9 protein-coding genes are annotated in these 14766 nt (G+C 51.5%); 6 read left to right on the top strand and 3 right to left on the bottom strand.

Annotated elements, in window-relative coordinates; translation table 11 throughout:
• Positions 1-582 precede the first annotated feature (582 nt).
• From AB1L42_RS21405 to AB1L42_RS21385, 5 genes are all read left to right on the top strand, one after another.
• Positions 583-1689, top strand: a complete 1107-nt coding sequence (locus AB1L42_RS21405) for a DUF1559 domain-containing protein (RefSeq protein WP_367061264.1) — start codon at positions 583-585, stop codon at positions 1687-1689.
• A 162-nt stretch (positions 1690-1851) separates the two neighbouring features.
• On the top strand, positions 1852-2352 hold the full coding sequence (locus AB1L42_RS21400; RefSeq protein WP_367061260.1) for a carboxypeptidase-like regulatory domain-containing protein: 501 nt from the start codon (positions 1852-1854) through the stop codon (positions 2350-2352).
• A gap of 48 nt (positions 2353-2400) precedes the next feature.
• Positions 2401-3507, top strand: a complete 1107-nt coding sequence (locus tag AB1L42_RS21395) for a DUF1559 domain-containing protein (RefSeq protein ID WP_367061254.1) — start codon at positions 2401-2403, stop codon at positions 3505-3507.
• 170 nt (positions 3508-3677) lie between these two features.
• A complete protein-coding gene (locus AB1L42_RS21390; protein ID WP_367061248.1) occupies positions 3678-4154 on the top strand; it encodes a hypothetical protein in 477 nt (158 codons plus the stop codon).
• Between the two features lie 98 nt (positions 4155-4252).
• The gene (locus AB1L42_RS21385; protein ID WP_367061245.1) at positions 4253-7138 is read left to right on the top strand and encodes an FG-GAP-like repeat-containing protein; all 2886 of its coding nucleotides are present in this window, start codon (positions 4253-4255) and stop codon (positions 7136-7138) included.
• A gap of 46 nt (positions 7139-7184) precedes the next feature.
• Here the strand turns inward: AB1L42_RS21385 and AB1L42_RS21380 are convergent, their stop codons facing one another.
• The 3 genes from AB1L42_RS21380 to AB1L42_RS21370 form a co-directional block, all read right to left on the bottom strand.
• Positions 7185-8726 carry an arylsulfatase gene (locus AB1L42_RS21380; protein WP_367061242.1) on the bottom strand — a complete coding sequence of 514 codons (1542 nt, stop codon included), beginning with the start codon at positions 8724-8726 and terminating at the stop codon, positions 7185-7187.
• A 284-nt stretch (positions 8727-9010) separates the two neighbouring features.
• Positions 9011-10315: a hypothetical protein gene (locus AB1L42_RS21375; RefSeq protein WP_367061240.1), complete on the bottom strand. Its 1305-nt coding sequence runs from the start codon at positions 10313-10315 to the stop codon at positions 9011-9013.
• Positions 10316-10683: 368 nt separating this feature from the next.
• A complete protein-coding gene (locus AB1L42_RS21370; protein ID WP_367061237.1) occupies positions 10684-13689 on the bottom strand; it encodes a protein kinase in 3006 nt (1001 codons plus the stop codon).
• A 449-nt stretch (positions 13690-14138) separates the two neighbouring features.
• Here AB1L42_RS21370 and AB1L42_RS21365 point away from each other — a divergent pair, with 449 nt between their 5' ends.
• The gene (locus AB1L42_RS21365) at positions 14139-14666 is read left to right on the top strand and encodes an ECF-type sigma factor (protein ID WP_367061234.1); all 528 of its coding nucleotides are present in this window, start codon (positions 14139-14141) and stop codon (positions 14664-14666) included.
• Positions 14667-14766: the final 100 nt, after the last annotated feature.

Below are 14766 nucleotides of genomic sequence, written 5' to 3'. Positions count from 1 at the left end.
TTTGAGCAGCGAACGAAAAGTGTACGTGCCGTTTTTCGGGGAGGGGATACTCTGATCCAGCTTCAGAGGATCATCATATCCGTTGGCATTGATGCAATGCGAGCAGTCAAGGTCGAAAGCCAGAACTGCCGACGTTGCATAACAGCAAAAGCAACGAACGCGTCAAAGGTTGTTGATGGGTTTTGCCGAGTTGAGTTTACAGCAAGATCTGTGCCTCCATGTGGTTCACTAAGCTGGGAAAACATGATGTGGAAACATCAGTTCTCTCAGATGTGACAGTATGGTTCATAAGTCTCATAGGTGGAGTTGTTTACGATTCTCTGTGACGTACTCGTTGTTGCTGTTGTGATTGGGGTTCACAAAACTTTTGTGTATTTTTGCGAACGTTGGGGTTGCATCCCGAAACCCATCAACTATTCTCAATGAATGCGGGGCGTTCTGACCCGGTAGTCTGATCGACATTTCTATTCAATATCCATCTCGTTCACGTCTCCCAACCACGGGGGATTGCGTCTGCTTGAATGGCATTTCTGATAACTTTTCCCTGTTTCGCGTTTTATGAAATTTTCGAAAGGATGTGGCATGCTGAGGCCAACTCTCCAACGAAAACGAGGGTTCACGCTGATCGAACTCCTCGTGGTGATCGCGATCATCGCGATTCTGATTGCACTCTTGCTGCCAGCTGTGCAGCAGGCACGTGAGGCGGCTCGCCGTACTCAATGCCGAAACAACATGAAGCAGTTGGGACTCGCTCTCCACAACTACCATGATGTCTACCGCTCCTTTCCTGCTCGACAGGGTGGAACAGGAACAATTCAGAGTCGAGCCCTTCGTTTGAGAATGTCGGCCTACGTCGCTTTGCTTCCTTACATCGATCAAAGTCCGCTCTACAACGTCATCGTCGACAACCAGACCAACGCCTGGGCGAACAACGAGTGGAACAAATCCGTACTTGAAGCTCTTAACTGCCCGAGTGATGCCGGTTCAATTGAGCCGAACAACGCCGGTCGTCAACGCGGAACAGAGAGCTACGGTTTCTGTGGTGGAGACAACTACCTCGGTTCAGTGGTTGCTTCGAATGAACGAAACGACAGTGCGTTGGCGGAACAAACTCGCCCGATGTACAACCGCGGTATCTTCGGTCGTGGTGCCGTTACTCGAATCCGTGACATCACCGACGGAACAAGTAATACCATCGCGATGTCTGAGCGATCACGACCAGAAACGCAACTTGCTCGCGGAATGCCAGTTAAAGAAGCTGGAGCGAGCGTCGACACTTACGCTCCAATTTCCTGCGAAGCTTGGCGACAAGGTTCCGGTCTGCGTCCTGATGCTCCGTACTTCACAGAAGATACTCTGCCAGGTTACCGCTGGAGCGATGGAGCAGCCTTCTTCGTGGGCGTCACCACAATCCTCCCACCGAACGCACCAGTTTGCCTCATCGGATCTCCTCGCTGGCAGGACGGTGGCGGTCACTATGGTCCAGGTGTCTGGACACCAACCAGCGAGCACATCGGTGGCGTGAATGCGTTGCTTGCTGATGGTGCAGTTCGGTTTATCAGTGAGAACATTGATTCCGGTAACAAGTCAGCCATCGCACCTGCGCCAAACACGGCTGGACCTTCTCCGTATGGTGTCTGGGGAGCTCTCGGAACCAAGTCCGGCGGAGAAATTGTCAGCGAGTTCTAAGATAAGCCATTTTGAAGATGGTTTAAGCTTTGTTTGACAAATTGACTGAATGGGTAAAGGCCCATTCGAATCAAAACTAAGTCTGAGGACCTCCTTCGATGATGATTGGAGGAGGTCCGTTTCTAAGACCAAGACAACTCCTGCGGAATCATTCTCGCAAGAGTGAAGTTGCAAGAGGAGAATGCTTTGAAAGGTTTGTGGCGAAGTTCCCTCTCCTTGGGGTTGATGGCTTTCATCGCTGGATGCGGATCGTCGGATTCTTGGACCAAAAGTCTCCCCGACACAATCGAAGCATCCGGATATGTCACATTAAATACGGTCCCTGTCGAAGGGGCGTCTGTCGTTTTTGCACCGGTTGATGGCAAGTACGCTGCAACTGGAGTGACGAACAGCAGTGGTTACTTCGAATTGAAAGCTTTCCCATCCAAATCTGGAGCAGTTCCTGGCAGCTACAAAGTTGGCGTCATGCAAACCGTTCAGTTTGATGACAGCGGAAAAGCTTTTGATCCAGGAGAAGACTCAGAACATCATGATGCCGCGACGGCATCTGTCGGTTGGAAGAACGCACTTCCTGAACGGTACAAGAGTCCTGAAACTTCAGGACTCACAGCCAGTATTCCCGAAGAGGGAACGAGTGAAATTAAGATTGAGTTGTTGCCTTAGAATTCCTGCGGTATTTCTGGTTTATTGCTTTTAGATTGTGGAGTGGTTATGAGGTTACTAAACAAGAGGAAAGCATTCACCCTCATCGAACTGCTGGTGGTGATTGCAATCATTGCGATTTTAATCGCGCTTCTCCTTCCGGCGGTCCAACAGGCGCGGGAAGCTGCTCGTCGAACGGAATGTAAGAACAAGCTGAAACAACTCGGGATCGCACTCCATAACTATCACGACACTTACAATGCACTCCCCTGGGGGTCCGGACCAGAAAACATTCATGGTCGTGCTGGAGGAAATGGAAACGCCCGTGGCGGTGGACGTCGTCACAACGGGATGGTTGGCCTTCTGCCTTACATCGATCAAGCCCCGATGTTCAATCTCATCTCGGCTGGGGGAACAGCTGCTTCCGTAAACGGTACGACGAACTACAACGGTTTTGTTTTCACTCCTTGGGACAACAATCACCAGGCTGTTCGTGCCAACATCCCAATGCTTCTCTGTCCATCGGATGGAGATACGACTGAGCAATCTCCTCGCGGAAAAAACAACTACATGTTCTCCCGTGGCGATCAGTGTTGGGACACAAATCCAAGCTGGAACGGGAATGGCGGTCGCGGACTGCGTGGAATGTTTGTCGGTGGGCGCGACGTCTACAACCGAAACTTTAAGGAAGTTGTTGACGGTTTGAGTAACACCATTGCAATGGGTGAGCGAATCAAAGCCAAGAACGGTGGAACCACTGTTCAGAGCGGTGCGACACACATCGACATTCAACAAAGCCAGTACCGCGTCAATCCTTCAGTCTGTGAAACTGCCGTCGGTCCCGGCGGTGTTTACAACGGGGGCGTTCGCCGCTGGGCGGGAACACGTTGGATGGATGGAACGAATGCATTCAGCGCCATGACCACCATCCTTGGTCCGAATTCACCGTCCTGTTCGCAGGGTCCTGGTGACCAGCGAGACGGAATTTTCGAGCCATCCAGCTTGCATCCAGGTGGAGCACAAGTGTTGATGGGCGACGGTGCCGTCCGATTTATCAGTGACAGCATTGACACCGGTGATACCACTCAAGAATCACCCGTCAATGGCCCAAGTCCATATGGTGTTTGGGGTGCTCTCGGTTCTATCAACGGCGGAGACATCGTCGGAGAGTTCTAGGATAAAACCAAATCTTTGAAGCGGTTCAGTCACGACCGCTTCAATGTTGATTTGGTACCAATCTCTCATCGATTGTTTAACGACCTCATGAATTTGATCCCCAGAACCTCAGGGCAGAATCTGTTCTGGGGTTCTTCGCTTCCAGCTTTGAATTTATAGAAAGACGACGAATGCCAGTTCGATTGCTGATGATGTCTGCTTTACTGATGGCAGGCTGTGGTAGCGGTGATGCCAATCAGGTTCCGGTCTATAAAGTGACTGGGAAAGTAATCATGTTTGGAACACCTCTGTCCGATGCTTCGGTTTCGTTTTCGCCCAAGAACGAACAACCAGTGGCGACGGGACGCACAGACATCAATGGCGAGTTTGTTCTAACGACATACGAATACGGCGATGGAGCGGCCGAAGGAAGCTATGCTGTTCTGGTTGACAAAGCTGGAACAGTCGCCGGAGCGAATGACGCTGGTGGAGACGATGAGCATTCCGCGGACGTCAATTTTGATCCGGGAGCTTCTGGTGAACATGAGGATGGTGAGACGTCGAAAAGTCTTGTTCCTCCTGCCTACAATAGTTCCAGTGATACGCCGTTGTCCGCAACGGTGACAACCGATGAATCGCAGAACGTTTTTGAGTTTACGATCAACTGATGATTCGAACGCGAATTCCGAAAAGTCAATCTCACAAATCACAGGGCAGGTCACGTCGATTCGTCGATGGGGTCTGCCTTTTTTGCATTTGCTTAGCCATGACCAGTGGTTGTTCATCACCGACGGATGAACAACTTCTGCAACAGTCTCGTGATGCTTTGTCGATTCGAGACTATCAGAGTGCTCAGGAACTGGCAGCGAGTGTTCCGGAGTCCAGCCCCTTACGATTTGATGCACTGATGATCGCTGGTGAGGCGGCCATGAGAAGTCGGGACTTCGAAGACGCACGCGTCTATTTTCAAGCGGTCGCGGATTCAAACAACTCGCAATCACACAATGCACGTTTTTATTTCGCGGAAGTGCTGCGAGAACTCAAACGACTCTCCGAAGCGGTTGAACAGTATCACCTGGTTCTCAAAGATGATCCGCAGAATATCGCCTGCCATGAACGGCTTGCATTTCTCGAAGCGATGGCAGGTCGACGTTGGGAGGCTGAGGGCCACTACTTTGCTTTAATTCAAAGCGGCTCCGCGACTCTTCAGGAACTAGCCCTGTTTGCAGATCTGGATCGCCCGATCGAACCAGGAGAATACCTCGACGAGTGCATCGCCGTCGCGCCAGATGATCGCTATGTCCAGCTTGCACAAGCTCAGTCCGCGATTGCTTCAGGTGATCGGGCAACTGCCGTGGAACTACTTCGAGACGACCTTGCGCGGTATCCAGATGACGTCTCAACACTTTCCTCGTTGGGAAAACTGATCTCCGAGTCGCATGATCAAGAACTGGCAGCCTGGAATCGGTCGCTTCCCGAACAAGCAGAGAGTCATCCCGACATCTGGTACGTCCGAGGACGTTGGGCCAGCCAGTCGAAAGAGTTCTCCGTGGCAGAGCAGTGCCTGCGAAAATCATTAATGCTGGCTCCTCAGCACAGGCAGGCGATGTACTTGCTCATTCAGTCGATCACCGCATCGGGAGAAACTCCGAATATTGAACTCGTTAATCGTTCGAAAGCGCTGCTTGAGCTTTCTCAACAGGTTGATCAAGTCTTGCGGTCCAATGGAAAGTCGGAAGAGAGTGTTCACTCGGTGGTTGAACTGCTGAAATCAACAGGCCGAATCTGGGAGACGTGTGCCTGGTCGGTTTTCGCGAAGAAGCAATTCCCAGCAGCAACATGGCCAGACGAACTATTGGCGGAGTTCGGCCCACGTCTCGATGACGATCTTGAAATCGTCGCGGCAGCGTCTCGTGTCATGTCGGCGATTACTGATGATCAGGAAGATCTTTTCGCAAGTTTTGTTGAGCGACGGCAGGAAGTTGAGTCAAAGTCTTCGTTGCCATCCGCAACACCATCGGCGATTCATTTCGAAGAATTGCCATTGAATTTCATCTATGAAAACGGGGCCGACGATGCCACACCGGGCGCTCGCATGTTTGAGCAAACGGGCGGCGGAGTTGGCGTCTTGGACTTCGACTGTGATGGGAGGATGGATCTCTTCTTTTCACAGGGGGGCGAGTGGCCAACTGGTCAGTCCGCTCCCGGAATGACAGGTCGAGTGACGGATGCGATCTTTCGCAACATGGGAAGCGAAGAGTTTCAGAATGTCGCAGATGCGGCGGGTTTCAATTCGGAACGCGATTTCGGTCAGGGTGTCGCGATTGGTGACTTCGATCAGGATGGGTTCGCAGATATCTATGTAGCCAACATCGGAAAGAACGCCTTGTACTGGAATGCTGGCGATGGAACATTTCTCGATGTGTCCGAGCAACTTGGCGAGCGGCAGGGAGAGTGGACAGCGAGTGTTGCCATCGCGGATCTCAATGGCGATTCCAATCCTGATCTCTTTGATGTTAATTATCTGCAAGGGCCTGGCATTTACGAACTGATCTGTCAGGGGAAAGCTTGCTCACCGAGCGTATTTGAAGGGGCTGCCGATTCTATTCTGATCAGCGACGGAAGCGGTGAGTTTAAGACTTGTTTAAAGAGTGAAATTACTGAGCATAGCAAAGGGCTGGGGATCGTTGTGATCCCCGAAACTCTGCCTGAACCACCGTCACTATTCATTGCTTGCGATCAAGTTGCGAACCAACTGCTGAAAGTGAAATCGGACGCTGAGAGTGGTGATATCAAACTCGAAAATCGAGCGTTGGTTTCAGGGGTAGCTTTCAATAACGACGGGTTGGCGATGGCTTGTATGGGAGTTGCTTTAGGCGACGTAAATCGCGATGGCTTCGAAGATCTGTTCGTGACGAATTTTGAAGACGAATTCAACACGCTGTATCTCAGTCACGGAGATCGAATGTTCGTCGATTCAACTCGATATTCGGGTTTGATGTCGCCGAGTTTTCCGAAAGTTGGTTGGGGAACTCAATTCTTGGACGCGGACCATGACGGATGGCTGGATCTGATCGTCACGAATGGTCACGTCGATGACTATCGCGATTCCGGAGGTGAGTTCGCGATGAATCCGCAGTTGTTTCGAAACATCGGCGAAGGACGTTTCGAGGAGATCGCTGCGGAGGACGCAGGAGCATTCTTCGAACGCAAACAGCTTGGACGAGGACTGGCTGTTGGTGATTTGAATCAGGATGGGTTACGAGACGCAGTCGTTTCCCAAATCAATTCCGCAGCGACGATTCTTTTGAACAGGACGGTTAGTGAGAATCACTACTTCAATGTGAAGCTGGTAGGAGTGCAAAGTTCTCGAGATGCTGTCGGAGCTCGAGTGATTGTCAAAGTCGATGACGTTGACTTATCCGCAAGCGTATCAGCCGGCGACGGATATATGGCTTCGAACGAGAAGACACTCAACTTCGGCCTCGGAAACCATTCCGAAGTTAAGTCGGTTTTAGTTCGTTGGCCGAGTGGCCTCGTCACCGAAGTCGATTCGCCCCCGGTTAACGGAACTTTGCTTGTGATCGAGTCAGACGAGAACTGTTTCTTTGAGTCAGTTGACGGCGTCGCGAAAACGATCCCATGCCGCTGATCACGTGAACTTGTGAGTTGATCCGTTGTCGATCCTCCCAGTAACCTCACTCGGTTGGTCGGCTTCGTCCGCTTTCGATAATCTCAGCGAGTTCTGCTTTCATGCGTGAAGCAACTTCCGGATGTGCTTCGATGATGTTTTTCTTTTCGGCCGGGTCGTCGTCGAGGTTGAAGAGCTGGAATTGCTCGACTGGGGTATTCGCAAGTTGCGTTTCGACAACAACGTTTCGTGCTTGTTTCCTGTCGTGTCGATGCAGCTTCCAGTTCCCTGATCGGTACCCGAATGTTCCGCTGGCTCCGTTGTCTTGCTGGACGAGTGACTGACGTCCTTTCGCTCCTTCGACTCCCAACAGAGCATCGAGAACGTTGAAGCTGTCGAGGCATGCATCGTTTGGGAGTTTTTGATCGGTCAAAGCAGCTGCACTCGCTGCGAGATCGATGGTGCAGACAATTTCATCACTGACGCCTGGCGAGATTCGACCAGTCCATCGGGTGATGAATGGAGTTCGAGTTCCCCCTTCGTAGACGCTGTACTTCCCTCCCGAATACTGGCCAGCCGGGCGATGAGATCCGAGCTGTTCAATCGCTCCGTCTTCGTACCCATCGTCCAGAACGGGACCGTTATCCGAACAGAAAACGACGAGAGTCTTATCCGACAGGTTGTTCTCTTCAAGTGCGTCAAGAATCTCTCCGACACACCAATCCAGTTGGATGATGGCATCTCCACGGTAGCCGAGCGAAGTCGCCCCTTGGAACCGCTCGTGAGGAATCCGGGGAACGTGGATGTCATGGGAGGCGAAGAAGAGAAAGAACGGTTGGTCTTTATTGTTGGCGATGAATTCTTTTGACTGCTCGACCCATTTGTCTGCGAGGTCTTCGTCACGAAAGCGGGCTGCGTGACCTCCGGTGTAAAATCCAATGCGGCTGATGCCGTTGTGAATCGTTGAATTGTGACCGTGTGACCAGTTCATTTTGAGTGTGTCACGATGCGTGATTCCAGTCGGATGATCAGGTGAAGGCTTTTTGTTTCCCACCCAGAGAGGATCGTTCGGATCGAGATTCAAAACGCGATGATCTTCGACGTAGACCTGCGGAACACGATCGTTCGTCGTCGGAAGGAGAAAACAGGAATCGAAACCAATCTCGAGCGGACCGGGTTTCAATTCTCCGTTCCAGTCCGGTCCGTCTGGTCCCCCGAGTCCGAGGTGCCACTTTCCAACAACAGCTGTTGTGTATCCCGCATCTTGCAGAATTGACGCGATCGTTTCCGTGCTGGGTTGAATGATCGCCGGTGCGTTGGGAGGAGCAATTCCGGTTCGTTCTCCGCGGAATGCGTAAGTTCCAGTCAGAAACGAATAACGAGTGGGGGTACATGTCGAGGCGGAGCAGTATCCGCTGGTGAATCGAATTCCTTCGGATGCGAGTCGATCGATATTCGGCGTTTCCAGAGACGTTGCTCCGTAGCACGAAACGTCGCCATATCCCAAATCGTCAGCCATGATCACAATGATGTTCGGCGTTTCCGCAAAGGCCGAAGAAACGAACATCAATAAGAATGAGATGGCAAACGAGATTCCAATATGTTTCATCGAGCGTTTCCTTGAAGAGCGTCTGTCGATCGGGGCATCCTGACTCAACACGACCAAGAATGAAGCAACGCTTCGTCGGTGACGAATCGGTTGCTGCAACTCATCACTAGTTCTGTGAGATGCTGGTCCAGCAGAATCAGGATTTGCCGATGATAGCCGATGGCTGAAAGAGATTCAGCATTGCGCGACTTCAAAGACTGAATGAACTCAAAGCGATACTCTCACACATCCAGAGCAGTGGAGAGACTGACCTTCCAGGTCAATAATTCCGAGGCGAGATGGAATTAGTCTCGATCGCGAAAGAAGCCTGAACGGTACTCTCGCATTGAGAAGTCCGCTTCCGAGAGTTGTGAACTAATTTGTTCAGGAACTTCGCATCGGATGAGGAACAGCTGGTCGAGTCGCGGAAGGCTGAAGATTACTTCGGCCCTCATTTCGTCGATATTCTCATCGTGGATCATCAGCGTTGTGAGTTGCGGATGCCCTTTCAAGCGAAGCCAATCTTCTTCGGTCAGATTCTGTTCGATGCTCAGGAAGCTGAGGTTGTCTGACGAGAAGTTTTCCAGAGAAACTCCCGGAGAGAGTGGAGACTTGAGAGTGAGGGTGTGTAAATTCGGAAGCTCCGGAAGAATGAGGAACTCATCTTCATTCTCTGAGGTGATCACACCTTCGAGGTACAAATGATGCAGTTGTGACAGTCGATGAGGTTCGATCGAGCGGTCAAGGTCCATCGTTGAATTGACGATCGTCAGCGACTCCAGTTTCTCCTGCTTTTCGATCCAGTCCCAAATTTCTTGATCAATGCTGCTCTTGGACAATCGTAGAGAATTGAGTGTCTTGAACAGGTCCTGATTGGTTTCGAGAATTCCTGCAGTGTCCTGATTGATTTCGACGCCGATGATTCGGAAATCATCATCAAGATGAGTTACTCCATACCGTTCGGTCAGCGGTTTGTACTCAATCAAATCTTCCGGTTGAACGCGAAAGGTCAAGTCCGGTGAGTTCTGAGCAATGTGCCTGCAGAGTTCGATCGAAACCGGAATTCCTCGCGTTCGAAGTTTCAGAAGATACTCAGACTCCGCGAAGGACTTAATCGACTTTTCGGTGAGTTGTCCGCAGTCTTTGAGATCGAGTGACGTCAGCATGTCCCGGTTGATCCGAATGAGTTCTTCATCCGTGATGGTGACGTTGTCGAGGACAAGATCTTCGAGCGTTAATTGGTCGAGGAGAGGCGACCAGTTGGTCGATGGATCCGTCGAGGAGTTGAAAAGATAGAGGTGTTTGAGGTTCGGCAACCGAGCCAGCACGTCGAGAGCTGAGCTCTGAACGTCACATTCAGAAAGCGTCAGTCGGCGGAGTTCTTTCTTTTCAGAGAGTTCCTCAGCGAGTTCGACCGTCAAATCCGTGCCATGAAGTTCCGCAGCGAGAGCGGTTTCTCCATCGACGTCGTATTTGAAGGTGACGCCAGATTCATTGAACAGTTTTTCAAGTCGCTGATTGTCGTTCTGAAACTGATAGGCAACGAGAAAGACGATCAGCCCGATCACAGCCAAAGCCGCGTTGAGGATATGTCCAGAGTTTGGGATCATTTGCAGCGATTCTCTTTCGGGATTAACAACATCGCCACGGTTTTCTCAGGCAAAATGGCCGAAAACACTGGGGAGCAAGACCGAAAATGGCTGCAATCCTCTCGATGATTCGAGGAGAATCGTACTGCAATCGTTCCCTCTTAATCGTGCCGATCTTTGTTCGAGCGATTTTGCGGTTTCAACCCCAACGGATGAAGCAGGTTTCTCGGAAAATCAAATAAAATCCGATTTTCGACCGAAACCCTGAACATTCGCTTCATGAACTCCAGAAAACGGGGCGTGGAGGGAAACTGCATTTGGTACGAACAAGGTCACATTCATGAGCAGTTTGATCTGTTGACGACCACTTCAAACGCTCTTGGATGTGACTATTTCACGGTGATCGCAGAGATTTGGAAGTCCTTCGGCGAACTCACATCGAGTTCAATTTGTTCGAAATTCCCAACGTCTTTTGCATCCACAACAAGAGTATTGGAGGGGTCACCCACGGTGATCCGCAGTTCGTCTTGAGACTTGGTGATCTTCACGATGTAGGAAGTGTACCGATAATCGAAATCTCGCTGGGCACCACATGCGGACATCGACGCGACACCGCGGGCGAAATCGAATTTGACTGGGATAGTCATGCTTCCCGCCTCGCCAATGAAGTTCAAATAGAACTCTCCACGTCGCAGGACATTGATTCGAAAGGTTACCGTGAAGTTCTCACCAATCTGCAGAGAATCGGAAATCCATCTCGTTCGCCGATCAGGATTTGCAGGGCCGATCCGGGTCCAGCCTTCAGGGATCGCAGGCGCGACAATCTTCTGATCAGGGTCTCCAAACTGCACCGTCTGGAGTTGTGGCGTCGGAGAAATCGGGCCCCAGCGAAGGTTATGGATCGAAATCTGCTGATACCGGTCGTGAAAACGCACCTTGAGAAAATCGAATGGACCTGTGACGTGACCTCCGAGTTTCTTGGCATTCATCGAGTCTCCGTTCACGATGAGAAGAAGACCTTTGTCAGGGTCATTCTCAATGCGAAACCACACAGCGTCGCGACTGCCAGAGGAACTCGGAGCCAGGTTCTCAAGCTTTGTTAACCCAGAATTGACTGTCCATCCCACTACGCTTTTGGTTCCAATTCTGAAGGGAAAGACCTCTCCTGTCTTCGATGACTCCAAAGTGAATTCAAGTTCGTTGTTGCCTTCGTCGACGAGTTGCATTTCGAGAAAGAATTGGCCACCAACTCGAATCGTACGATTGGTGACGGCGTTCTCATCACTCCCTGATCCAACGATCTTGAGAGCAGGGAGTCCACTTGCGAGGTCGACTCCTGTATTCCCCTCAATCTTCCAATCGTCCGGTAGCGATCCGCGATCCACCAGTTGAAAGTCGAGCTTTCCAGGTTGTGATGGATAAAGATCATCATTGAGGATGGTCCCGGTTGCGATGTCTCGAGAAATTTCTGCGTTCTCAGGGGCGATCAGCTGAACGCTGAAGGTTTCGTCAGGTTCAAAATCCTGGTCGCCGACGATATTGACCTTAATGAATTTTTCAGTTTCACCCGGAGCGAAGGTCAGAGTCCCTTTTTCGGCAGGCTGGTAATCTTGCTCGTCAGCTGATGTGCGTGAAGTTTGTGAGCGGGTGAGATAGCCGACACGGATCGCTTCTGTGCTCTGTTCCGAAAGTCTCACAGGAAAGACAAGAGCTTGGGTTCCAGTGTCGCCTTCATAGATTTCTTGATCAGCAATTTCAATCGAGATCTTGGGAGGGCTCGGTGGCGGAGCAACATCTTTCTCGTCCGGCTTCACAGGCTCGGTCTGATTGCCTTTTCCTGACTCAGGATGCTTTGAGTTTTGGTCTTCCGGTTCCACACCTTCCGGTTCCACACCTCCCGGTTCCACACCTCCCGGTTCCACACCTCCCGGTTCCACACCTCCCGGTTCCACACCTCCCGGTTCCACACCTCCCGGTTCCACACCTCCCGGTTCCACACCTCCCGGTTCCACACCTCCTGGTTCCACACCTCCTGGTTCCACACCTCCTGGTTCCACACCTCCTGGTTCCACACCTCCTGGTTCCACACCTCCTGGTTCCACAGGGGCAGCAGGAGTGAGGATTGCAATTGCTTGCCGTGCCTTCTCGTTCGCTTCTGCCAGCAACTGTGAAATCTCTCCCGGAATGACGTACTTGTCCAAGATGTATCCCGCTCCGGTAATTCCCCCGAGAAACAGGATCAACAGGAACATCCACGAAGCGAACGAGAGCTTGCTTCCTCCGCTGGGAACCGACACTTGCGATTGTGCAGGAATGGAAATCGACTGCTCGAGCATCCGAGCCAAGGCTCTTGCAGAAGAGAAGCGATCATCTTGCCTTTTGCTGAGAGCCTTGCTGAGGACGGTTTCAATTCTCTCCAGCTTCTTATCTTTGCCGGCATCAGGCAGCGGTTTGGGGGAAACGTCGAGGATGCTGTGAAAAGCTTCGAGGAGTTCCCCAGTCACAGGGTAGGGGAATTCGCCGGATGCAAAGACCTGATAGAAGACGACACCTAATTGGTAGACGTCCGTCTTGGCACTGATCTCTCCGAATTTGCGGTTGACTTGTTCGGGGCTTGCCCAGGGAACGCTTCCGACAAAGCTTCCGGGAACTGTCTTGAGGTTGGAGTCGATGGACGATTGGCCGTCAGTTCCTTTAGCAAGTCCGAAGTCCAACACATAGGGTTCGCCATGACGGTCGATTCGAATGTTGGAAGGCTTCAAGTCTCGGTGAATGATTCCCGACTTGTGTGCTGCATCGACAGCTCGAGCGATTTTCGCACAGAGAGCGACCCGCTGTTCCAGCTTCGGAGACTTCTCCCTGATGTACTCGTCGAGGTTGTATCCGGAGATGTAGCGAGTGATGTAATACTCGCGCCCGTCAGCTGTGACGCCGCAATCGACAATCGAGACGATGTTCGGATGTTGAATTCGTGTCAGAGTGCGAATCTCTTCGAGATGTCGACTTTGGGCTGACTTATCGCCGAGAAGGTTGTCCTTCAAGACTTTTATGGCGACTAGCTGATTCGTTGATTCCTGCCGCCCCTGAAAGACAACAGCTTGTCCTCCCTCTGCGATTTGTCGAATCGCTTGAAAGCCGGGAATGGCCGGAGGAGTTCTCCAGATTTGGGTCTCCCCCAAATTGAATTTGAGTGCGTCGCCATCTTCAAGAAAAGAAGAGTCCTCTCGGTGATGGGCGAGAAGCGATTCCAGCTCCTTTGCGAGCGTCGAATCCTCGGTGGCGAGTTCTTTTAAGCGGCGACTTCTCTGTTCTGCAGGCAATTCGACGAGTTCGATAAACAGTTCTTGCACTCGTTGGGCCCGCTCCGGATGACGACTCCGGTCCTGGTTGTTCACGGTCGATCTCCTGGCTGAATCTTGCGTCGACAACACTTTCTCTTTTAATGCATTGAGGGACCGATGAACACAAACGGCTGGTTGAGATCGCGAAATGATCACGAGATGACCTCCTTCGAAGTGCCAAGAAATGGAATGCGGATTGATGACCTCAGCTCAAGTCAGAACGAGAAAACGCCATACAGTCAGATCCACTCGCTGAAACTCATACTTGTTGATGAACCCTCTGCCTGCGGTGCAAGACGCTGCAAACGAGAGATCAGGAACTCGCCGAGAACACGGTGAGAGTCGAAAAAAACTCAGTCACTCAAGGCGAATTTCTTTGAGCGGCAAGTTGTTCTTGCTGTGAAGATTGGCGAGAATTGAGTTCAGGTTGTGCAGCAGTATTTTCAAGTTTTCTGAAGCGATGAGTTTTCGTCGCACTTGAGTGAAGAAGGGCTTCGGGATTGATGGCAGGCAGGCAAGATTCTTCGAAGCCGAAGTGGCATCAGTCGATGTATGACCAACTGCATCAGCTCGCCGATCGAGAACTGAAGAAAGAGACGCCGGGCCACTCACTGCAACCAACACTGCTGGTCAACGACGCCGTCATGAAGCTGCTCGAACAGCGCAATGTCGATCTCGAAGATCGAACGCACGCGATGGCAGTCGGAGCGAACATTCTTCGTCGCCTGCTTGTCGATCACGCACGCAAGCGGAAATCACTCAAACGAGGTGGCCCTGAAGGTCGGGGTGAAGAACTCTTTCCTTCCATGACGACGGGCACGTCACGTGTGAACGTCATCGAGTTACATGATGCGTTGAAAGTGCTGGAAGAATCACATCCCCGCCCAGCCCAAATTGTTGAGCTGAAGTTCTTCGGCGGTTTGACTGGCGAAGAAATCGCGACTGAACTCGACGTTTCCCGCTCGACAGTTCAAGCAGAACTGAGTTTCGCCAAAGCGTGGCTGAAGAAAGAACTCAGCGAAGAGATTTAGTGAGCGACTCGCCGAGACACTTATGGATCGAAGCGAAACCCACCGGCAGTGTCCTGGCATGTTCCTGCCACGAAACTGTCAAACTCTGGATGGTCCATCA

This window comes from Thalassoglobus sp. JC818, from assembly GCF_040717535.1.
GTDB lineage: Bacteria > Planctomycetota > Planctomycetia > Planctomycetales > Planctomycetaceae > Thalassoglobus.
The sequence above is the reverse complement of the archived record's forward strand: the minus strand, read 5'-3'. Positions and strand labels throughout refer to the sequence as shown.